Source organism: Micromonospora sp. NPDC048843, from assembly GCF_040649965.1.
Lineage (GTDB): Bacteria > Actinomycetota > Actinomycetes > Mycobacteriales > Micromonosporaceae > Micromonospora > Micromonospora hortensis.
The window spans coordinates 1-1,005 of sequence record NZ_JBEZGJ010000406.1; the positions used below are offsets into that span (position 1 = coordinate 1).

General features: G+C 71.3%; 1 protein-coding gene. It reads left to right on the forward strand.

The annotated features are described in order from the left end of the window. Positions 1 to 1,005, forward strand: a 1,005-nt coding sequence (locus AB0C20_RS36460; RefSeq protein WP_357569751.1) for a condensation domain-containing protein, incomplete at both ends; no start/stop codon positions are given.

The following is a 1,005-nucleotide window of genomic DNA, read 5'->3' on the forward strand; positions in this document are numbered from 1 at the left end:
GCCGTTGCCGGTGCAGTACGCCGATTACACGCTGTGGCAGCGGGAGGTGCTGGGCTCCGAGGAGGACCCGGACAGCCCGCTGTCGAGGCAGCTCGTGTACTGGCGACAGGCCCTCGACGGCATGCCTGATGAACTCGCGGTGCCCACCGACCGCCTCCGGCCCGCCCGGCCGTCCGGCGCTGGTGGCACGATCAACTTCGAGATCCCCGCCCGGTTGCACGCCGACGTCGTCGCGCTGGCCCGCGCGCACGGGGTGAGCCCGTTCATGGTGATGCAGGCGGCGGTGACACTGCTGCTGTGCCGGCTGGGCGCGGGCACCGACGTGCCGATCGGTATCCCGGTCGCTGGCCGCACGGACGTCGCCCTCGAGGACGTCGTCGGTCTCTTCGTCAACACGCTGGTGCTGCGCACCGACCTGTCCGGCAACCCGACCTTCGCCGAACTGCTCGCCCGGGTGCGGGAAACCGACCTGGCCGCGTACGCCCACCAGGACGTACCGTTCGAGCGGCTCGTCGAGGCGCTGAACCCGGCCCGGGTGCCCGGCCGACACCCGCTGTTCCAGGTGCGCCTGGTCTTCAACAACATCGACCAGGGTGAGGCCGCCGAGGCGGTCGCCGACCTGCCCGGCATCTCGGCCGAGGCGGCGCCGGTCACGCTCGACGCGGCCAAGTTCGACCTGCTGTTCCGTTTTCTCGAGCGGCACCGGGAGGACGGCACCCCGGCGGGGATGGCCGCGTCCCTCGAATACAGCGCCGACCTGTTCGACCCGGAGTCCGTCACGACGCTCGGCCGCCGCCTCGTGCGGGTGCTCTCCGGAGTCGTTGCCGACCCGGGCGTCCGGCTCGGCCAGGTGGCGGTGTTGTCACCGGTCGAGCGCGAGCGACTGACCGTGGAGTGGAACGGGACTGACCGGCCGTTGGATTTTCGTAGCTTGCCGGAGTTGTTTGCGGCGCGGGTGGCGGTGTCGCCGGGTGCGGTGGCGGTGTCGTCGGGTGGTGTGGATCT